Origin of the sequence: Embleya sp. NPDC056575 (assembly GCF_042793325.1) — a bacterium.
Lineage (GTDB): Bacteria > Actinomycetota > Actinomycetes > Streptomycetales > Streptomycetaceae > Embleya.
In genome coordinates this window covers 35,504-52,148 of record NZ_JBHTVA010000002.1, presented here as the reverse complement: position 1 = coordinate 52,148, position 16,645 = coordinate 35,504, and the positions used below count along the sequence as shown (strand labels likewise).

Annotated in this window: 13 protein-coding genes; 10 read left to right on the top strand and 3 right to left on the bottom strand. The window is 71.4% G+C overall.

What is annotated here, in order from left to right; genetic code table 11:
* Nucleotides 1-36 precede the first annotated feature (36 nt).
* Both ACFRCG_RS01570 and ACFRCG_RS01565 read right to left on the bottom strand, forming a co-directional pair.
* Nucleotides 37-1,524 carry a carboxylesterase/lipase family protein gene (locus ACFRCG_RS01570; protein ID WP_380027541.1) on the bottom strand — a complete coding sequence of 496 codons (1,488 nt, stop codon included), beginning with the start codon at nucleotides 1,522-1,524 and terminating at the stop codon, nucleotides 37-39.
* A gap of 13 nt (nucleotides 1,525-1,537) precedes the next feature.
* On the bottom strand, nucleotides 1,538-2,452 hold the full coding sequence (locus ACFRCG_RS01565; protein ID WP_380027539.1) for an MBL fold metallo-hydrolase: 915 nt from the start codon (nucleotides 2,450-2,452) through the stop codon (nucleotides 1,538-1,540).
* A gap of 179 nt (nucleotides 2,453-2,631) precedes the next feature.
* Between ACFRCG_RS01565 and ACFRCG_RS01560 the strand changes: the two genes are divergently transcribed.
* The 10 genes from ACFRCG_RS01560 to ACFRCG_RS01515 all read left to right on the top strand — a co-directional run bounded on the left by ACFRCG_RS01560 (nucleotide 2,632) and on the right by ACFRCG_RS01515 (nucleotide 15,216).
* Nucleotides 2,632-5,415 carry an ATP-binding protein gene (locus ACFRCG_RS01560; RefSeq protein WP_380027537.1) on the top strand — a complete coding sequence of 928 codons (2,784 nt, stop codon included), beginning with the start codon at nucleotides 2,632-2,634 and terminating at the stop codon, nucleotides 5,413-5,415.
* 203 nt (nucleotides 5,416-5,618) lie between these two features.
* Nucleotides 5,619-7,673, top strand: coding sequence for a carbamoyltransferase (locus ACFRCG_RS01555; protein ID WP_380027535.1), 2,055 nt, complete (start codon nucleotides 5,619-5,621; stop codon nucleotides 7,671-7,673).
* Nucleotides 7,674-7,713: 40 nt separating this feature from the next.
* A complete protein-coding gene (locus tag ACFRCG_RS01550; protein WP_380027533.1) occupies nucleotides 7,714-8,898 on the top strand; it encodes a cytochrome P450 in 1,185 nt (394 codons plus the stop codon).
* A complete protein-coding gene (locus ACFRCG_RS01545) occupies nucleotides 8,895-9,122 on the top strand; it encodes a ferredoxin (RefSeq protein WP_380027531.1) in 228 nt (75 codons plus the stop codon). Before ACFRCG_RS01550 ends, ACFRCG_RS01545 begins: the two co-directional genes overlap by 4 nt.
* A gap of 45 nt (nucleotides 9,123-9,167) precedes the next feature.
* Nucleotides 9,168-10,094 carry a methyltransferase domain-containing protein gene (locus ACFRCG_RS01540; protein ID WP_380027529.1) on the top strand — a complete coding sequence of 309 codons (927 nt, stop codon included), beginning with the start codon at nucleotides 9,168-9,170 and terminating at the stop codon, nucleotides 10,092-10,094.
* 38 nt (nucleotides 10,095-10,132) lie between these two features.
* Nucleotides 10,133-11,545 carry a cytochrome P450 gene (locus ACFRCG_RS01535; protein ID WP_380027526.1) on the top strand — a complete coding sequence of 471 codons (1,413 nt, stop codon included), beginning with the start codon at nucleotides 10,133-10,135 and terminating at the stop codon, nucleotides 11,543-11,545.
* 12 nt (nucleotides 11,546-11,557) lie between these two features.
* Nucleotides 11,558-12,424, top strand: coding sequence for an SAM-dependent methyltransferase (locus ACFRCG_RS01530; RefSeq protein ID WP_380027524.1), 867 nt, complete (start codon nucleotides 11,558-11,560; stop codon nucleotides 12,422-12,424).
* A gap of 33 nt (nucleotides 12,425-12,457) precedes the next feature.
* Nucleotides 12,458-13,627 carry a cytochrome P450 gene (locus tag ACFRCG_RS01525; protein ID WP_380027521.1) on the top strand — a complete coding sequence of 390 codons (1,170 nt, stop codon included), beginning with the start codon at nucleotides 12,458-12,460 and terminating at the stop codon, nucleotides 13,625-13,627.
* Between the two features lie 76 nt (nucleotides 13,628-13,703).
* The gene (locus ACFRCG_RS01520) at nucleotides 13,704-14,825 is read left to right on the top strand and encodes a Rieske 2Fe-2S domain-containing protein (RefSeq protein ID WP_380027519.1); all 1,122 of its coding nucleotides are present in this window, start codon (nucleotides 13,704-13,706) and stop codon (nucleotides 14,823-14,825) included.
* On the top strand, nucleotides 14,776-15,216 hold the full coding sequence (locus tag ACFRCG_RS01515; RefSeq protein WP_380027517.1) for a VOC family protein: 441 nt from the start codon (nucleotides 14,776-14,778) through the stop codon (nucleotides 15,214-15,216). The genes ACFRCG_RS01520 and ACFRCG_RS01515 overlap by 50 nt, the downstream gene beginning before the upstream one ends.
* Nucleotides 15,217-15,238: 22 nt before the next feature.
* Here the strand turns inward: ACFRCG_RS01515 and ACFRCG_RS01510 are convergent, their stop codons facing one another.
* Nucleotides 15,239-16,624, bottom strand: coding sequence for an NDP-hexose 2,3-dehydratase family protein (locus ACFRCG_RS01510; RefSeq protein ID WP_380027515.1), 1,386 nt, complete (start codon nucleotides 16,622-16,624; stop codon nucleotides 15,239-15,241).
* Nucleotides 16,625-16,645 lie beyond the last annotated feature (21 nt).

Here is a 16,645-nt window from a genome sequence, read left to right as displayed (position 1 = left end):
CGGAAACTCCGGCCCGGATCCCCGGTCACCCGTGCGTCAGGCCCAGGCGCGCAGCTCCTCGTCGTGTGGGGCGTCGCGTTGGGTCCACGTGGTGTCGATGCGCATCGTGGCCCGGCGGTCCGGGTCGTAGGGATCCCATCCGGGGTTGCCGGTGCGGGCGAAGTCGATCCAGGCCGCGTGCATGCGGCGAGCCAGGTCCGCGGGGGGCACGGCCGGACCCAACAGGGCTTGCGGGCCCCGGAGTTCGGGCAGGTGTGCCAGGTCGAAGACGAATGGGACCTCCACCGTGTGCGTGGCGCCGAGGCGGCCGTCCAGCGCCGGTGAGCGCCAGGCGAACTCGTAGGCGTGGGTGGCCGATCGAGGGTGTGCGGCATGCGCGTCGGCCAGCGCGCGGCTGCCCGCCCCGAACAGCGCGTCGCCCAGGATGGCGGCGCGCAGTTCGCCGAAGCCCGCCTCGGGGCGCGACTTCCGGTACGTCTCGACGAGCCGCGCCGGATCCGGATGCGCGCGGGCGGCCGTGTCGTCGACGTCGGCGGCGGTCGAGCCGGCGTAGGCGTCCACCGGAACCAGGTAGAGGTTGCCCTCCTCGGTGTTGGTCCCGACGAGCAGGTCGACGTCCGCACCGTGGCCGGCGGCGACGGACTCGGCGGGTTGGGTGTCCAGGACCAGGCCGAACGGGCCGAGCCCGAGCAGCGGATCGTGATGGGTATCGGTCCGCAGATCGAGGCCGGAGAGCCGGGAGGCGGCCTCGACCAGGCGTTCGTCGTCGACGTCCGCGAACGTGTCGGCGTGCGGCTGGATGCCCAGGTGTTCGGCCGCCGCCCGGGTGACCCGGGCGGCCTGCTCGGTGGTGAACGCGCCCAGACCGCTGCCGCTTTGCACGATCGCCCGGCGCAACAGGCCCGCGGCGTCCGGGCCGGCCAGGACACCGCCGACGATGGTCGCCCCGGCCGACTGGCCGAAGAGGGTGACGTTGCCCGGATCACCGCCGAAGGCGGCGATGTTGTCCCGGACCCACCGCAGCGCGGCCACCACGTCGAGCAGCCCGCGGTTGGCGGGGGCTCCGGGGATGTCGAGGAACCCGGCGATGCCGAGGCGGTAGTTCACGGTGACGAGCACGACGCCGTCGCGGGCGAACGTGGACCCGTCGTACAGCGCGGACCGGGTCGACCCGGCGACGTATCCGCCCCCGTGTACGAACACCATGACGGGCCGTCCGCCGTCGGCGATCGCATCGGCGGACGTATGGACGTCGACGGTGAGATAGTCCTCCCCGCGACTCCAACCGGCCCCGAAGTAGGGGGACATGTCCACCCGGCCGAGCCTGCGCTCGGCCTGGGGGGCATTGGGTCCCGGTGCGCCGGCGTCGCGGATGCCGAGCCACGGCTCGTGCGGTCGCGGCGCGGCGAATCGGCCCGCGCCGCGTGGCGGCGCGGCGTAGGGGATGTTCCGGAAGACGGCGATGCCGTCGTCCCGGCGCGGACCGCGCACGGTCCCGTGTGTGGTGGTGACGATGTGCGACACGACGATGCCTTTCTCAGTCCCGCTCGGTGTACGGGGTGAACGGGGCCCAACCCTTGATCGCGAACCCGGCTCCCTCGTGCGCGACTTCGGCCGCGCCGTGGCCGGCCAGGTGCGCGGGGATCACCAGCGCGTTGTGGTCGGCCGCCCAGCCCAATACCTTGCGACGGGTGGCGCGGGCGCCCGCGGGGTCCTCGCAGAAGCAGCTGTTGGCGTGTGGTTCGAGCACCTGCACCGGGCTGTGCAGCATGTCGCCGACGAACACCGCGCGGTCCGTCCCGGAGGTGAGGGTCAGTACGGAGGAGCCGGGCGTGTGTCCGGGAGCCGCGTCCAGGCGCAGGTGGGCGTCGATACGATGGCTGCCCTCCCACAACAGCGTCCGGCCGGCCCGGTGCACCGGAGCCACACTGTCCTCGAAGACGTTCTGGTTTCCGCGGCCGAATACGCTTTCGTGGCCGTTCTCGGGATTCCAGAAGTCGAAGTCGTCCTTCGGCATCAGGTAGGTGGCGTTGGGAAAGGTCGGCACCCACTCCCGCCCGTCCAGTCGGGTGTTCCAGCCGACGTGGTCGATGTGGAGATGCGTGTTGATCACGATGTCCACGTCTTCCGGTGCCACACCGGCGCGGGCGAGATTGGCCAGGAAGTCCGTGTCCAGTCGGCTCCAGACCGGGGCGTACGGGCGCTCTTTGTGATTGCCCACGCCGGTGTCGACGAGGATGGTCCCGCCCTCGCTGCGCAGCAGCCAGGTCTGGATCGCGGAATTCACGATATTGGTCTCGGAATCCAGAAAATGCGGATCGAGCCAGGGGGATTCGTCCGTCCAGACCTCCTCCGAGCTTTCCGGGAAGAAGGCGTGCGGGGTCATGTCGACGGATCCGTAGTATTCCCGGATTCGGGTGACGGTGACGTCGCCGAGTTCGATCTGCTCCATGGTTTTCCCTGGGTTCCTTATATATTCGGGGGCTTTCCGAAAGCGTACGAACGGCCCGGTCGGCTTCGGTATCCGTCACGTGACTGCACCGCGCGGGGCGTCGGCCCGCCCGCTTGTAGCCTGGAGGCGACCAGGCAGAACGGCTCGGTCGAGCGACGGGCCCCGATCAGCGGAGACCCGTGAGCACGCACGCAGGCGCCCCCCGTCCGGCCGCCCGATCGCACCCGGAACCCGCCGAGGCGCTCGTCGGCCGGGACCGGGAGGCGGCCCGCCTGCTCCACACGCTCGACCCCGCCGCGGCCGAACCGCTCCTGCTGCTGCTCGGCGACGTGGGCATGGGCAGGAGCGCCCTGCTGGACCGGGTCGTGCGCGCGGCCGCGACCGACGACGCCCGCGTCCTTCGCGCGGCCGGCAGCGAGTCCGAGTCGAGCCTGGCGTTCGCCGCCCTGCATCAGCTGCTGCGCCCGGTGTCGGCCGAGGTGGACGAGCTGCCGGAGCGGCAACGTGCCGCGCTGTACGGCGCCTTCGGTAGCGGTCCGATCCCGGCGGACGCCGACCCGATGCTGATCGGCGTCGCCGTACTGGGCCTGCTGTCCGCCCTGGCGGAACGCGGGCGGGTGCTCGTGGTCCTGGACGACGCGCAGTGGTTCGACCGCGCGTCCCTGGACGCGCTGTCCTTCGCCGTCCGACGGCTGGCCGACGAACCGGTCACGATGCTGATCGCCGCCCGCACCGGCGATCACCTGCCCGGCTTCGACCGCCACGTCCCGACGCTGACCCTCGGACCGCTGGACGACGCCGCGGCGGGGCACCTGCTCGACCTCCAGCCGCGACGCCCGAGCGGCCGGACGAGGGCCCGGATCCTGGCCCAGGCCGACGGCAACCCGCTGGCGCTCGCCGAGCTCGCGCGGACGGCGGGCGCACCGGACGCGGCCGCCGGGCCGCCCGCCGGCGGCCCGCTCCCGCTGACCGAGCACCTGGAACGCCTGTTCGCGGCCCGCCTGCGCGACCTGCCGTCCACCACCGCGCGGGCCGTACTGCTTCTGGCCGCCATGGACACCGTCGACTCCGCGATCGCCGCCCCGGCCACCCTCCCCGGCCCCGAGGACGCCGCCGTGTGGGGGCCCGCCGAACGGGCCGGGTTGATCCGGCACACCGGTGGGGGTGTGCGGTTCGGTCACCCCCTGGCCCGCTCGGCCGTCTATCACGCCGCCCCCGTCGAGGCCCGGCGCGCCGCCCACCGCACGCTCGCCGAGGCGCTGCGGGACGAGCCCGACCGGCGCGCCTGGCACCTCGCCGCAGCGAGCACACCGCCGGACGCGGCCGTCTCGGCGGAGCTGGAGCGCACCGCCGACCGGGCCCGGCGTCGCGGCGGCCACGCGGCGGCGGCCGAGGCGCTGCACCGTGCCGCCCACCTCGCACCGCGTGGGGAGGGCGCCCGGCTGCTGGTCGAGGCCGCCGCGGCCGCCGCGCTCACCGGGGACCTGCCGTGGGTCGAGGAGTTGGCCGCCGAGGTGCGGGCGTGCACCGACGACGCGTCGCTCCTGGCCCGCGCCGCCGGCGAACTCGGCCGGCTGGCCACGCTGACCGTGCGGCACACCGTCGTCTTCGCCCGACTGGCCGACGCCGCCGAGGAGTCGGCGACCACGCGGCCCGGCACGGCGCTCGACCTTGTGGCCTGCGCCGCGGTGGTTCGCTTCTACTGCGGTGAGGACACGCAGCGGCGACGCGTCCGCGACGTGCTGGCCGGCATCCCCGACGACGCGTCGTGGTTGCGCGTCTGGATTCGGGCGGTGTCCGACCCCTTCGACAACCGGGCCGAACTGCTGTCCCTGCTCCCGCGCCTGGCGGCAAAGGCGCGACGCCGCCCCGACCGGCTCACCGCGTTCGCCGTCATGGCGTGGTTGTTGGACGAGACCCCGCAGGCCGTCCGCGCCTTCGACGAGGCCTTCGACCACTGGGGCGTGCGCGGGCCGCTGCCGGAGGGGCTGGGTGGCGCGGCCGCCTGGAGCTATGTGGAAGTGGGCAGGTGGGGGCGGGCCCGGGAGGCGTGTGCCCGCAGCGGGGCACTGGGCGTCAGGGCCGGCCTCGACCACGCGGTGGCGTGCGCGGCCGCCGTGGATGCCACGATCCTCGCCTACCAGGGGGACCCGGCGGCGGCTCGCGCCCGGGCCGAGGAGGCGCTTGCCCTGATCGACCCGGCGGAGAGCCGCTCGGTCGCCGTCTACGCCCGCCGTGCCCTCGGCGCGGCGGCCCTCGCGGAGGGTGCGCACGAGGCGGCGTACCACCAACTCCGCGCCGTCTTCACCGCGGACGGCGAGCCCGTGCACTACCACGCCGCCTATCCGGCGCTGGCGGATCTGGCCGCGGCGGCGGTCCGCACCGGCCGGCGCGACGAGGTGGCCGGCATCGTCGCGCACGCCGCACACACGCTCGGCGCCGATGCCTCACCTCGCCTGCGTGCGCTGATCGCGCGGGCTCGCGGTCTGCTGGCCGACGCCGAGGACGCCGAGCCGTACTTCCGCGCGGCCCTGGCCGACCCGGAATCGGCGCACCGACCGTTCGAACGTGCCCAAACCCTCCTGGACTTCGCCGAGTGGCTGCGCCGGCGACGGCGCATCGCCGAGGCGCGGGTCCCCCTCGCCGAGGCCCTGGAGACGTTCCGGCGTCTGGGCGCCCGCCCGTGGATCGGGCGGGCCCGGGCCGAGGCGCGTGCCGCCGGCCTCGACGTCACCGACTCCGTGCCCGACGCGCTGGCCGAACTGTCCCCGCAACAACAGCAGATCATCCGGCTCGCCGCCCGCGGACTGACCAACCGCGAGATCGGCGAGAGGCTGTTCCTGTCCCCGCGCACGGTCGGCTCGCACCTGTACCGCAGCTTCCCCAAGCTGGCCGTCACCACCCGCTCCCAGCTGCGCGACCTCATCGACGACGCGCACGCGAGCCCCGACCGCCGGGGCTGAGGCCACACATCACGCTTGCCCGCAAGTCGTCCCGATAACTGCGGACTTGGCTCCGCGTGAACCGGACTTCCGCTACCCGAAGCCGCGTTGCCTACCCAGCACCATCGACCCCGACACCCCGTCTTAAGCCGAACGTGTGAAGCCGCCGCCGGATTCGCCGATCCGCGTTGTGCCCATCCAACGTTGCGGTTAGCTTCACGATCGTGTTGACGATCGGACTGAACGGAAATTTCTCCCCCGGGGATTCGGATCTCGTCCCCGGCTTACGGGAGTACATGTACCACGACGCGGCCGCGGCCCTGGTGCGCGACGGCGTTCTGATTGCGGCCGTCGAGGAGGAGCGCCTCAACCGGATCAAGCACACGACCAAGTTCCCGAGCAACGCCCTCCGGGCCTGCCTGGAAACGGCGGGCGTGACTCCGGCCGACGTCGACGCGGTCGGCTACTACTTTCCCGAGCCCTACCTGGACCTCATGCTCAACGGGCTCTACCTCGACAACCCCGCGGTTTCCGCCCGCTCTTCGCGGCAGCTCATCAAGGACCGGCTGAGCCGGGACCTGGGCTGGGAACTCGGCGACGACAGACTCTTCTTCGCGTCGCACCATCGTGCCCACGCGATGTCCGGCCTCGCCCGCTCCGGCCTGGCGGACGCGCTGGTCGTGGTCCTCGACGGCATGGGCGAGGACTGTTCCGGAACGATCTTCGGTGCGCGGGACGGCCGACTGGAAACCCTGGCCAAGCTGCCGATGCACAACTCGCTGGGCCTGCTCTACATGGGCGCCACCCGACACCTCGGATTCCGCTTCGGTGACGAGTACAAGGTGATGGGCCTCGCGCCGTACGGGGATCCGGCCGTGTACCGTGCGGTGTTCGAGTCGATGTACACGCTGAACGCGGACGGGGACTACGACTTCGACCGGCACGCGCTGTCCCTGGACTACGTCGGCGGCGTCTTCCTCGCCCACGGACTGCCGCCCCGGCGCTCGACGGGCCCGGTGGAACAGCGACACAAGGACTTCGCCGCCGGGCTGCAGGAGATGTTGGAACGCATCGTGCTGCACCTGATGGGGCACTGGAGCCGGTCCACGCGGCACACCGCGTTGGTGTTCAGCGGCGGCGTCGCACACAACTGCAGTCTCAACGGGGCCATTCTCCGCTCGGGGCTGTTCGACGAGATGTTCGTACACCCCGCCTCCCACGACGCGGGCACGGCGGAGGGCGCGGCGCTGCTGGCGCAGGAGGCACTGGCCGGCCCGGTGCGGCTCAAGGAGCGGTTGCGCAGCGCGAGCGTGGGCCCCGCCCTCGGTGACACGCACACGATCGAACGGCGACTCGCCGCCTGGGGCGGGCTGATCGAGTACGAGCGGCCCGCCGACCTCGTCGACACGACGGCCCGGCTGCTCGCCGACGGCGCCGTGCTCGGCTGGGCGCAGGGCCGTTCCGAGTTCGGCCCGCGCGCACTGGGCCACCGCAGCATCCTCGCCGATCCCCGGCCGGCGGAGAACCGGGCCCGGATCAACACGATGATCAAGAAGCGGGAGAGCTTCCGGCCCTTCGCGCCGATGGTCGTGTCCGAGGCGGCCCACACCTACTTCGAACTACCGGAGACGGCCGCCGACTACGACTTCATGTCGTTCGTGGTGCGGGTTCGCCCCGAGCATCGGCAAACGCTCGGCGCGGTCACCCACGTCGACGGCACGGCCCGGATCCAGGTCGTCGAACCGGAGGCGAACGAGCGGGTCCACCGCCTCGTCGCCCGCTTCGGCGAACTCACCGGCACCCCGGTCCTGTTGAACACGTCGATGAACAACAACGCGGAACCCATCGTGCAGAGCGTCGAGGACGCGTTGACCTGTCTGCTGACCACCGAACTCGACGGTCTGGTCGTCGACGAGTTCGTGGTCCGGCGCCGCCCCGGGTTCCTGCCCGCCCTCGACGACCTCGTCCCGCGGCTTCGCCCGGTCACGAGACTGATCAGGACCACCAGGGCCACGGGTACCGGGGGGAGCGTCGTCTCCCACGAGATCGTCCTCGACTACGCCACCGGTCCGCGAACCCCGGTGTCGCCGGAGATGTTCGCGCTCCTGGAACAGGCCGACGGCACCAGCACGTTCGCCGCCCTCGCGGCCGGTGCCCCGACCGCGCCGATCAGGACCGAACTGCACGCCCTGTGGCAGCAGCGCTTCTTCTCGCTGACACCGGCGCCCGTGCCCGCGGCGCGGCACGGCCGGTCCCCCCGACGCGCGTCGGCCGAGTAGTCCTCGGGTCGACCACCAGGTGAGAAGTCACGAGGTACGCATGCCCAATCCCGTCGGCGACCCCGTCGCCTACCCCTTCAACGAGGCCGCCGGCCTGGAGTTGTCCGCACGGTACGCCGAGGCGCAGCAGGCCGACGGACTGGAGCGGGTACGGCTGCCCTACGGCGAACCCGCCTGGCTCGTCACGCGCTACGCGGACGCCAGGCTCGTCCTGGGCGATGCGAGGTTCAGCCGCGCCGCGTGCACCGCGCACGACGAGCCGCGCGAGCAACCGGGCCGGGTCACCGCGGGCATCGGCGCCACCGACCCGCCCGACCACACCCGGTTGCGCAAGCTGGTCGCCAAGGCCTTCACCGTGCAGCGGATCGAGCGGCTGCGCCCGGGCATTCGCGCCCTGGCCGAGCGTTTGGCGCAGGACATGGCGGACTCGGGCCCGCCCGCCGATCTCGTGGAGTCCTTCGCGCTCCCGCTCCCCGTAGCCGTGATCTGCCGGGTGCTCGGGGTGCCCGAGGCGGACCGGCCGCTGTTTCGGAAATGGAGCGATGACGCGGTGTCCAGCAACACTGCGGAGCAAGTCGCGAGCAGCATGCGGGAGTTGAGCGCCTACATGGTCGAGCTGATCGCCGAGCACCGGGTCCGACCCGCGGACGATCTGATCACCGAGTTGATCGAGGCCCGCGACATCGGGGAGCGGCTCTCCGAGGCCGAGTTGGTCGAGCAGTGCATGGGGCTGCTGATCGCGGGCCACGAGGCCACCGCGATGCTGATCCCGAACTTCGTCCACCTTCTGCTCGGCCGGCACCACGGGCTCGGGTGGTTGCGCGACGAGCCCGATCGTATTCCGGCGGCGGTCGAGGAGTTGTTGCGCTTCGTGCCGCTGCGCACCGGGGCGCTCGCGGCCCGCTGGGCCACCGAGGAGGTCGAGGTCGGCGGAACGCCGGTGCGCGAGGGAGAGCCCGTCATGGTCTCCGTGGGCGCCGCCAATCACGATGCTCGGCGCTTCACCGCTCCCGACGTGCTCGACCTGGGCCGCGAGGGAAATCGACACGTGGCGTTCGGCCACGGTGTGCACCACTGCGTCGGCGCGCCGCTGGCCCGCCTGGAGTTGCAGGAGGCGCTGCGCGCCCTGGCCCTGCGGATGCCGAGCCTGCACCCGGCCGGTGACGTCGTCTGGAAGAGTCGTTCGCTCGTCCGCGGTCCGCACACCATGCCCGTGGGGTGGTGAGGGTGGTGCCGGTCTGGCGGACGACGGTGGATCGCGACCGCTGCATGGGCTCGGGCGTGTGTGTGGCCCTGGCCGCCTCGCTGTTCGTCCTGGACGACGAACGCGCCCGGCCGCCGACCGAGCACGTCGCCCCAAACGAGACGGTGCTCGACGCGGCCGACTCCTGCCCGGCTCGGGCCATCACCGTGACGGAGAACGGACGGGTGATCGGCCCGCGCGACTGAGCAGTTCCCGTCGATCGTCATCCCCGTTGCCGAAAGGGGCATCGTATGCAGAACACCGAATATCTCGAACTGGTGGAGACGGCCGGCGGCCGGGAGAACCATTACGCGCGCGTCGTCGATCGCTACTACGAACTCGTGACGCCGATGTGCCGTGACGTGTGGTCGGACTCCTTCCACCTCGCGTGGTTCGCCGAGGGGCAACAACTGCACGAGGCGCAGCGCACGATGCAGCGGTGGCTCGCGGATCGGGGCGGGTTCACGGCGGGCGACGAACTCCTCGATGTCGGTTGTGGCATCGGCGGCCCGGCCGCGAACGTGGCCGAGTACACCGGTGCCGCGGTGACGGGCGTGAACATCTGCGGCCACCAGGTCCGGGTCGCCCGATCCATGCACACCGGCGACGTGGGCACGCGACTGACGTTCGTCGAAGCCGATGCGATGCAACTCCCGTATGAGCCGGTCCGGTTCGACGGCGTCTACTCGATCGAGGCGCTGTGCTACACGCCCGACAAGCACCGCGCCTACGCGGAGGTGGCCCGGGTCCTCAAGCCGGGCGGCGCGTTCGTCGGCGCCGACTGGTTCTGTGCGGACGACCTCTCGGAAGCGGACTACGCGCGGTGGGTGGAGCCGATGTGTCGGGCGTTCGCCATCCCGCGGGTGATCCCGTTCGGCGGAGTCCGGGAACACCTGGAGACCGCCGGGTTCGAGGTCGAGTCGGTGTCCCGGTACGACGACCACGGCGACGTCGCCCCGAACTGGCGGCTGTGCGCGGAGAACTCGGCGAACGCGGCCGGTACGGCGGGCGCAGTCGACGCGGCGGGCGTTGGGGGTGCGAGCGGCGCCGTCGACGCCTCGAACTCGCGGCCGGAGAGCTTCGAGTCCCTTCTGGAGGCATCGGTGCCCGCGCTCCGCGACGCGTGCCGGGCGGGCAAAGTGATCATGGGCTGCTGGGTCGCCCGCAGGCGAGGGTGACGACGCCGCGAACCGTCCTTCCGAAGAGAAGAGCGAACATGACGGACCACGTGAAGCTCGGCTCGGTTCCGGGAGCACTGCCCCTGCTCGGTCACGCGGTGCGGCTCGGCAGGCGACCGCTCGACTTCCTCGCCTCGCTGCCCGCGCACGGCGACCTGGTCGAGATCAGGCTCGGACCCGTGCCGTTCCATGTGCTCTGCGACCCGGATCTGGTGCACCAGGTCCTCCTGGACGACCGGACCTACGACAAGGGCGGGGCGATCTTCGACCTCGTGCGCACCATCGCCGGAAACGGCCTGGCGACCTGTCCGCACGACGACCACCGCCGGCAACGTCGACTGCTGCAACCGGCGTTCCACCGCAACCGGCTTCCCGGATACGCCAAGGTGATGTCCGCCGAGATCGCCACGATGCTCGACGGCTGGTCGGCGAACCGCGAACTCGACGTGCTGGTCGCCGTGAACGAGTTCGCCGCGAGCCTGGCCACCCGCACCCTGTTCGCCGCCGAACTCGACGACGCCACGTTCGAGGAACTGCGGCTGTGCATGCACACCGTGATGACCGGCATGATGCGCCGGATGCTCCTGCCCTGGTCCTTCCTGAACCGGCTGCCGACCCCGGCCAATCGCCGCTTCGAGCAGGCCCGCGCACGGCTCAGGCGCTACGTCGTCCGGCTCACCGCCGACTACCGGCACGCGGGCGTGGACCACGGGGACCTGCTGTCGATCCTGCTGGCCGTCCGCGACGAGGACGGCCGGGGGCTGACCGACGCCGAGATCCACGACCAGGTCTTCACGTTCTACCTCGGCGGGAGTGAGACGACGGCCCCCTCGCTGGCGTGGTCGTTGTACCTGCTGGGCCGCAACCCCGACATCCGCGGGCGACTGCACGAGGAGGTCGACGCCGTGCTCTCCGGGCGGGTCGCCGAGTTCGACGACATCCCGAAACTGGACCTGACCCGCCGGGTGATCATGGAGTCGCTGCGCCTGTACCCGCCGGGTTGGCTGTTCACCCGGGTGACCACCAAGGACACCGAACTGGCGGGCCGCCGGCTGCCGGCGGGTTCGGTCGTGCTGTACAGCCCGCACATCGTGCAGCACCGCGCCGACCTGTTCCCCGAGCCCGAACGATTCGACCCGGACCGGTGGCTCGACGACGGCCCCCGGCCGCCCCGGGGAGTGTTCACCCCGTTCGGCGCCGGCGCCCGCAAGTGCATCGGGGAGGTCTTCGCCCTGACCGAGGCCACCCTCGCACTGGCCTCCATCGCGGCCCGCTGGGAACTCGACCCGCTGCCCGGCGCCCGTGAACGCCTCACGCCACGACTGTCGTCCACACCCCGCTCGCTCCCGATGTCCCTGCACGAGCGCACGCCGGACGCGAGCCGCACGGACCCCACGGTGCCCCGCGACACCATCCCGCACCCGCGTCACCGGGGCATCCGCCACCCCTGAGGAGGACCAACGATGGAAGAACACATCGCGGCGCCGGGCGCCCCCGTGGCCGCGGAGGTCGGGCAGTTGTACGACCGCATGACCGACATCGCCGCCGACTTTCTCGGCGACGACGCACAGCTGGGCTACAACGCGCACCTGGGCTATTGGGACACCCCCGACAGCGAACTCACCTACGACGAGGCCACCGATCGGCTCACCGACGTCATGCTGGAACGCCTGCGGATCGGCGCCGGCGACCGGCTGCTCGACGTCGGCTGCGGCGTCGGCGCGCCGGCGGTGCGCATCGCCCGCCTCACCGGGGCGAGCGTGACGGGCATCTCGGTCAGCGGGGAGCAGATCGCCCGCGCCGAGGCACTGGCGCGGGAGACGCCGTTTCCGGACCGCCTGGACTTCCGGCTGGTCGACGCCATGGAACTGCCGTTCCCCGACGCCTCGTTCGACGCCGTGATGGCGCTCGAATCGATGTGCCACATGCCCGACCGGATGCGGGTCTACCGCGAGATGTCGCGGGTCCTGCGCCCCGGGGGCCGGATCGTGGCCACCGACTTCCACGGCCGCAGCGCGTCGCCCTCCCCCGACCGATTGGCCCTGCAGCGGACCATGGGTTCGACGACCGTGCGGATCGACGACTATCCGCGGCTGATCCGCACGTGCGGCCTGCGGTTTTTGGAACTGCGGGACATCACCGACGAGACCCTGCCCAGGTCGTTCGCCTTCCTGGCCGAGCGTGCGGAGCAACTCCGCTTCGAGTTCGACGACACCGAAGCGGCCTGCTTCTACAACCCGCGGTCCGTGATCGACGTGCCCGCGCTCGGATACCTCCTCGTCGTCGCACAGCGGCCACTCGTCGGCGCACCGCGACCCCACGACGACTGAACCGCGCCCGTGAACCGAACACTCGGAGGTGGCATGGAGATCGTGGCGCAATTGCCGTTCCGGCAGCGGCCGTTGCGGACGGCGCCCCGGCTGCGCGAGTTGCGGTCCCTGGGCACGGTGCACCGCGTACGCACCGCCATGGGCGACGAGGCGTGGCTGGTCACCGGTCACGCACAGGTTCGTCGGCTGCTGGACGACGACCGGCTCGGCCGTACCCATCCGACGCCGGAGAGCGCGGCCCGCACCGGGGAGACGTTGTTCGACGCGGTGCTCGGCGACTTCGCCACGGAGGCGGCCGATCACGCCCGCACCCGGGCACTCCTGCGACCGCACTTCTCCCCCGGGCGCATGCGACCGCTGCGCCCGCGCGTGGAGGCCCTGACCACCCGACTCCTGGACGAGTTGATCGCACACGGGCCGCCGGCGGACCTGCACGCCATGGTCGCGGTGCCGCTGCCGATCCTGGTCATCTGCGCGCTGCTCGGCGTTCCGTACCGGGACTGCGAGCGGTTCCGCGCCTGGACGGCCGATGCCGCCGACGTCGGCGATCCCGCGCGCTCGCAGCGCGGACTGGCCGAACTCTACGGGTATGGGCACGAGTTGGTCGCGCGCAAGCGGGTCGAGCCGGGCGACGACGTGATCTCGCGGCTGTGCGCGGCCGAGGGTGTCTCCGACGACGAGATCGCCGGGTTGTCGATGGCGCTGCTGTTCGCAGGGCAGGAGACCACGGTGGTCCAGATCGGGATGGGTGTGCTGCTGTTGCTGGGCAACCCGGACCAGTGGCGGGCACTGGTGCACGACCCCGGGCTGGTCGCCGGCACGGTCGAGGAGATCCTGCGCGCCTCGAATACGGGCGGCGGCGGAATCCCCCGCTATGCGCGCCGGGACCTGGAGATCGACGGTGTCGCCGTCCGGGCGGGCGATCTGGTGTTGCTGGACAACGGCTCCGCCAACCACGACCCCGCCGCCTTCCCGGACCCGGATCGTATGGACATCACCCGCGCGGCCTCGGCGCACGTCACCTTCGGGCACGGCCCGCGCTACTGCCTCGGCGCGCCCCTGGCCCGCATCGAACTGCGCGCGGTGTTCGGCCAACTGGCCGCCCGTCTACCGACGCTGCGATTGGCGGTGGAGCCGGACGCGGTGCGGATGCGTCCGGACGCGGTGACCGGCGGACCGGCCGAACTTCCGGTGCGGTGGTGACATCGAGCGGGGGCGGGCACGTCGCGCCCCGGTGTGCGGCGTCCGCCGCACCGATACCCGAGAAACGGAGTGGGTCATGTCCTGGAGGACTCCGGGTCATCGCAGGTCCCTGCGGCTGTTCCGGGACGGAGCGGGCGCCACACCGGCGCACATGGCGTTCCCGTCGGCGGCGCTGCCCCACCCGGACGGGTGGTTCTGCGTCGGGTTCGGCCACGAGGTCGCCGCGGGTGAGGTGATCACCCGACGGTCCACGGGCGAGGACGTCGTCCTGGCCCGCGGGGCGAGCGGCCGACTCCGCGCGCTGCGCCCGCACTGTCCGCACCTCGGGGCGCACCTGGGCGTGCTGGGCACCGTCTCCGGCGACGACATCGTCTGCGGGTTCCACCGGTTCGTGTTCAGCCTGGACGGGCCCTGCCGGCGCACCGCCTACGGCGGGCCGCCGCCCAGGGCGACGCTCGACACGCTGCCCGTGCGCGAGGTCGGCGGCCTCATCCTCGTCTGGCGGGCCCGCGACGGCTCGCCCCCGACGTGGGAGCCGCCGGTCATCTCGACCTCGGGCTGGCAAACCCCTCGCGGGACGATGTACGAGGTCGCCGGGCACCCGCAGCCGATCACGGAGAACGTCGTCGACTTCGGGCACCTGGAGCACCTGCACGGAGCAACGCTCGCCGCCGCCCCGGACGTGTCCTTCGACGGCCGGGAGTGCGGCGGACGTTTCCGGGTCGTGCGAAAGCTCCCGCGTATCGGGGAGGTCTCGGCGGAATACACCTTCCGGGTGTACGGCCTCGGTCTGACCGTCATCGAATGTGCCCTGTCGGACCACGTCACGACCAGGTTCTTCGCCCTCCCCAATCCCGTCGACCCCTGGCGGGTCCGGTTCGGGTTCGCGGCCACGGCGAAGGTCGCACCCGGCGGTCGAGTACCGAGGATGTGGTCGAAACCGGCAAGTGCTCTGGCCGGGCGCCTGGTTCGGGACGTCTTTTATGCCATCCACGCCCACGGCGGTTCCATGGATCTGCCGGTGTGGCACTACCAGAAGTATCGCGAGACCCCACGCCTGGCGACCGGCGACGGGCCCATCGGCCGCTATCGCAAGTGGGCCGAACAGTTCTACTCCACCCCACCGACGACCACCACGGGAGATTGCCATGCCGTTTGCGACGTGCGTCAGCGTCAAGGACACAGCGGCCAGCATTGAGTTCTACAAGAAGCTCGGATTCGACGTGGACTCGGCCGTCTCGCGCCCCGGCGACGACATCCACATGCTGCTCTACCAGGGTGATTTCTGCGGGCTGTTGTACAGCAACGCCGACCTGGGGAACTGGCTCCCCGAACTCGCGGACACCCCGATCGGCCTGGCCGGCATGCTGTACATGGGTGTCGAGGACTTCGACGGATTCCACGATCATGTCGTCCGCCACACCACGGTGATCAAGGGTCCGCTCACCGACGACATCGGGCAACGCGTCTTCTACTTCCGCGACATCGACGGCTACGTCATCGGCGTCCACGACAACGCGGCCCTGCGCGCGAGCGAGTTGGGGAAGTACACGTCGGCGCGGCGCCCGGTCGGAGCACCGCGAGGGTGACGGCCGGGCGCGCGGCCTCGGGTCAGAGGAGGCAGGCCATCAGGCTGCGCGCCTCGACGTTGACGTAGTAGCCGAGGCGCATGAGTCGGTTGAGCAACCCCAGGGACATCCAGCGGTAGTTCGTCGGTGCCTCGATCACCTGGTCGTCCGGGACCCGGACGACCAGGTGCCTGGTGTCGGCGTGCCTGAAGCGTCCGCCGTCCTCGGACTGCACGGCGTCCACGACCACCCACGACCGGTCGCAGTGCAACACCTCGGCCAGCGGCGGCAGATCCCGCGGGCCGCGGTAGCTGCCCGGTGTCAGCTGCACCGTCGCGGCGAGTTCGACCCGGTCGGTGGCGCCCGGTTGGGCCATCGCCTGGACCAGGAACATCAGGGTGCCCCGATGGCGCCGGCAGACGAAGCAGACGACGTTGCCCGGGTTGGGCTGCAACATCGGCTGTGTCCAGGTGCCCACTTCCCGACTGGTCGCTCCGACCGACAGGCCGACGATGCGGAAGTAGCGTCCCTCGTGGTGTCGGATGCCCTGTTCGTCGCAGATCCATCCGGCCATCCGGGGCAGGTCGACGCGCTTGACGTCGAGGCTGAAGGTGGCCTTCTGGTCGATGAGCCAGGTCATCGCCGAGGCCAGCGCGGCATCCGAGGCCCCGCTGCGGTGTGATCGCACGATCTCGCCATGGAATCCCCCGGGTTCGTGTCCGACGACCGCCGGCTGTTCGGGCGTCGCGTAGGTGATGGACGACAACACGGTCCGGGCGTTCATGTTCACCCGGTCGCCCTGGGCGAGCAGGTCCCGGAGCTGGCCCAGGGTCAGCCAGGTGAAGTCGGCCACGACCGGGACCTCTTCGTGTTCGGGCACCTCGACGATCATGTTGCGGTTTCGCTTGTGGAGGTACCACGAGGAGTGTTCGGAAAGGAGTTGGTCGAACACGACGGTGCGCGCGCCGGGGTCGAGGAAGTAGTCGAGGTAGGGGGTGGATCGACCCCCGTGCACCCGCTGGTAGTTGCTGGGTGTGGCCTGCACGGTGGCGCAGTACTGGACCAGGGCGCTGTTTCCCGGCTCCATCTTCGCCTGCATCAGGAAGTGGTGGACGCCGTTGATGCGCTTGACCAGGATGCCCAGGACGCCGATCTCCGGCTGCACGATGATCGGCTGGTACCACTGCGGTGTCGGGCCGAAGTTCGTCCGGACGCAAAGCCCCTCGATGGCGAAGAAGCGGCCCGAGGAGTGGCTGATCCGGTCGCCGAGGTGCCAGTTCGTGAGCGAGCCCAGCGGGACCTCGTCCGTGCGGAACGTGGACGCGGCCTCGCGCTCCTTGAGAAACGCCTCCGGGTCCGGGGTCAGCGGCGTCTGAAGGGTTCGCGCCGAGGAGAGGAAGTCCTCGGCGCCGCGGATCAGAATCGACATTCCACTCGCCCTTCGCGCGGC